Genomic DNA, 3,867 nt, shown 5'->3' with positions numbered 1-3,867 from the left:
ATTGTGCTTGAAACCACGATCTGCCAATGGTTTCTTGCAAATAAGTTCGCATAAATGCAGGGTTCGCATAAAATCAATTATGTGAATTTTCACATAATTGATTGACCATGCCTGGGGCTGGGAACCAGTCACAATGGCGGACATCAAAGCATACACGCCGGAGTCCAAGAGCATCGGCTCCGGGCAGGTTTTGCAATGTCCTTACGGTTATGACAAGGCCCGGCTGGTGGTGCGGGAGATGGCGGATCAGCTGGCGCTGGATCTGGTGGACAAAAGCCTGGTCACAGACCAGTTGGTACTGACAGTGGGCTATGATATTGAAAATCTGAAAGGCCGCGGGTATAAAGGGGAAGTGATCAGAGACCGCTACGGCAGGGCCGTCCCCAAGCATGCCCACGGCACCACCAATCTGGAGGAGTACACCGCTTCCACCAGGCGCATCATCACTGCCGCTCTGGAACTGTTTGACCGGATCATTGACCGGAGCTTGCTGGTGCGCCGGCTTTATCTCACGGCCACCCGCGTTTCGGACGAGAACTCCGCGCCAGATAAGAAAGCCTTTGAACAGATGGATTTCTTCACTGACTATCACGCTATTGAGGAGAAGCGGGCTAAGGAGACAGCTGATCTGGAGCGGGAGAAGAAGGTGCAGAGGACGGTGCTGGACATCAAGAAGCGATTTGGGAAAAACGCCATTCTCAAAGGCATGAATCTGGAAGAGGGCGCGACAGCCAAGGAACGCAATCGCACGATTGGAGGGCATCGCAGTGGGTAGATATGACGATATCATCAACCTGCCGCACCACGTCTCCTCCACCCGCCCTCAGATGCCAATGATCGACCGGGCGGCGCAGTTCCAGCCCTTCCGGGCCCTGACCGGCTATGAGGACGCTGTCCAGGAGACGGCCCGGCTGACCGATGAGCGGCCCGAATTGACGGAGGATGAGAAGTCCATTCTGGATAGGAAGCTGCAAAGCCTGGCAGACAGGATTTCCTCCAAGCCGCAGATCACTGTGACCTGGTTTCGTCCGGACCAAAAGAAAACCGGGGGCGCATACGTCACCACCACCGGCCAATTAAAGAAACTTGATGATTATGCGGGCGCTCTGATCATGATGGGAGGAGAGCGGATCGTGATCGAGAACATTCTGGATATCCAGTGACTTACCGTCCGCCTGCCTTCCCAAACAGCTCCGCCTTATGGGGCGGGGCGTGGACTTCCAGGAGATACCGCTCATTGCCGCACTTATAGAGGCAGACGCCCCGCTGGGGGTAGCGGATCAGCTCAAATTCGGACTCCTCCAGCTGGAGGTTGTCCATATAGAACCGCTTATCCACACTGCCGGCGTTGAAGAGGAACTGGTGGGTGGGGATGGCGAAGAGAGGCCGGGTCAGCTCCCGGATGCCGTCTACGTCAAAGTCCTCGAGGTTCTGCGAGGCCAGAATGAGGGCGGATTCTTTCTTCCGCACCCGCTTGAGGGTGTTGCGGATATACTCAATGGTGGTCACGTTGGAAAGCCAGATGTACAGCTCGTCCAGCGTGGCCACGGTGTTTCCCTCGGTCAGCAGTTTGTCGCTGAGGTAGGACAGGACATTGAAGAGCATGGCGTCCTTGACGTTCCGGCTGGCCTGGAGGAGACCCTTCACGCCGAAGACCAGGAAGCGGCTGGACGTGATGTTGGTGTGGCCGTTGAAGAACTTGCTTTCAGCGCCCCGGCACATGGAGTGGAGGCCCAGCAGGACTTCCTGCAGCAGTTCCCGCGGGTACAGCGGGTTTTCCTCTCTGTCATAGTGCTGGTAGGCGTCCTCGATCACATCGTAGAGGTCGGAGAGGATGGGGAAATCATTGGGCCGCATGGACTGGAAATCCGTGTGATTGTTGAGTCCCCACTTCCTGTACAGCCGTTCCAGCATCAGCTCGATGGTGTCGATGTGGCGGTCACTGAAATCCTTATAGGCCCGGAAAAAGTCCTTGAGGAAGGAGATGTGCTGGCTCAGGCGCGTCCGCTGCCGGAAGGCGGCTGGTGCTTCCGGATCGTCCTCACCATCGGTATCCCACAGCTTGGGTTCCAGGGGGTTGATGATGTACTGCCCGCTCATGAGATCAGCGAAGCAGCCGCCCAGGTTGGCGCACAGGTCGATGAGCTCATGCTCAGGATCGAGGCAGAGAGCGGACTTGCCGCTCTCCAGGATATTGCAGAGAAGGAGCTTCAGCAGGTAGCTCTTGCCCTGGCCGGAGTTGCCCAAGATGAGGACGCTGGCGGTAGTCTTGTCCTCGGCGCGGCGGTCCAGGTCTACGATGATGTTGGAGCCGTAGCGGTCCCGGCCCACATAGAAGCCGTTGGGATCGTTCTTGCCGGAGTAGTTGAAGGGGAAGAGGTTCGCCACGCTGGAGGCGGGCAATACCCGTTCATAGAGGGAGCCGAAGACGTTGCTGCCGGCGGGGTTGGAGGCGAGGAAGCCCTCCCGCTGGCGGAGGAGGACACGGTCGGCGTTCAGCTTGGAGCGGGTCAGCTCGGCGGTCACATCGTCCCGAAGGGTGCGGAGACTATCCGAGTCCCTGGCGGAGAGTTCGATAAACACGGCGCAGTGTACCAGCGGCTCCCGGTTGCGGTGCATGGTGGTGATGAGAGCGGCCACGTCCTGGAGGTTGGCCTCCGCCGTAATACTCTGTTTCATGTCGTTGGTGTTGCCGCGCTCCATCCTGCTCTTATTGGTGGCGTTGTGGAGGATGGCGTTCTCCTCGGTCGGCGTGACCTGGCGGGTGTAGATCCGCAGAGTGACGCCGCTTTTCTCGCCCAGATGCCGCAGCAGGGCCAGTCCCTCGGTGCTGGTGGGGTATCCGCGCAGGGCCAGGGTGCAGTGATACGCACCGCCCAGGATATAGCTGTCCGTGTTGAACTTCACGGCGGCGGGGGCGATCATGTCCAGGAAGTCCTTGGGCGGTACAGCTTCCGGTTTTAATGTTGCTTTTTTCTTCCTTTTTATCTGCTTTTTAGCCATTGGCGCTCCTTTCCCCGTCAAAGCGGTCAAANTGCTCCGTGGTCACGTCCTGCTGGTAGTACACCGCCAGCAGACGCATCATGTCCTGCTCCTCCGCCATGCGGACGTGAAAGCCGCAGTNNCGNACGCGCTTCTCGATCTGCTTCAGGTGTCCGGCGTCCTCGGTGGACTTTTCCTCCCTGCGGTAGACGAGGGCGAACTCCCGCGCCGAGGCGGTGGTGGACTGGATCTCGTCCAGGTGGCNCATGTCCTGCCGGAGCAGCTCCCGCAGGGCGGGGAGATCCTCCTGCTCCAGCCGGGCCTGATAGTGGTGCTTGTTGCTCTGGAAGGATTCGCGGGAATCCAGGGCCAGCAGCTCCACTGCTTCCATACCCCGCAGCAGCTCCGTCAGGGCNCGGACGCGGCCCCGGACCCCCTCGGCGGACAGGACGGAGAGGTTGTCCGGGCTGACCAGATAAAAAACCAGCTCACCTCTGGCCGTCTTCAGGCCGTGATCGGTGAGCTGGTCAATCCCCATGAGCTGCCGGGTGGACAGATGNCGCCGCAGNTCTTTTTTCTGTTTTCGGTTCNAGTGGATACCTCCTACATCATCTGCATTCCCATACCGGGAGGTGCAGGAATTTCAATAAACTCCTGGGAAGGCTTGCTGGAAAACATATCCTGCAAAAACTGCCGGCCTCCCAGTTGTGCCGCTTTCTGAAACGCCCGGTTGAAGTCACCGCAGTCCATGACCGCTTTCCGGGTAAAGAGTGCTTCTCCGATATGAGGAAACGCCCCCTTATAGGTTCCAACAGAGAGTTCCCCTCCCGGCTGGATTCGGATATAGATTCCGTCCTCTCCGCCGAAATAGTAAAGCGAACCGCG

Annotated in this window: 4 protein-coding genes and 1 pseudogene; 2 read left to right on the top strand and 3 right to left on the bottom strand. The window is 58.5% G+C overall.

Annotated elements, in window-relative coordinates:
- Nucleotides 1–97: 97 nt before the first annotated feature.
- Both JX325_RS13530 and JX325_RS13525 read left to right on the top strand, forming a co-directional pair.
- A pseudogene (locus JX325_RS13530) lies at nt 98–775 on the top strand (DNA methylase); the annotation flags it as partial.
- Entirely contained in the window at nt 768–1,163 is a 396-nt protein-coding gene (locus JX325_RS13525) for a hypothetical protein (RefSeq protein ID WP_016323214.1), read from the top strand. The pseudogene JX325_RS13530 and the gene JX325_RS13525, both read left to right, overlap by 8 nt.
- Before the next feature lies 1 nt (nt 1,164).
- Here the strand turns inward: JX325_RS13525 and JX325_RS13520 are convergent, their stop codons facing one another.
- The 3 genes from JX325_RS13520 to JX325_RS13510 form a co-directional block, all read right to left on the bottom strand.
- A complete protein-coding gene (locus JX325_RS13520; protein ID WP_204791626.1) occupies nt 1,165–3,003 on the bottom strand; it encodes a VirB4 family type IV secretion system protein in 1,839 nt (612 codons plus the stop codon).
- On the bottom strand, nt 2,996–3,520 hold the full coding sequence (locus JX325_RS13515; RefSeq protein WP_204791625.1) for a hypothetical protein: 525 nt from the start codon (nt 3,518–3,520) through the stop codon (nt 2,996–2,998). The genes JX325_RS13520 and JX325_RS13515 overlap by 8 nt, the downstream gene beginning before the upstream one ends.
- 65 nt (nt 3,521–3,585) lie before the next feature.
- Nucleotides 3,586–3,867: hypothetical protein (locus JX325_RS13510; protein WP_204791624.1), on the bottom strand; the 282-nt coding region annotated here is incomplete at its 5' end.

This window comes from Oscillibacter sp. CU971, assembly GCF_905219725.1.
In the GTDB taxonomy this organism is placed as follows: domain Bacteria; phylum Bacillota; class Clostridia; order Oscillospirales; family Oscillospiraceae; genus Oscillibacter.
Note: the sequence above shows the minus strand (reverse complement) of the source record. Positions and strands in the feature narration are given on the sequence as shown.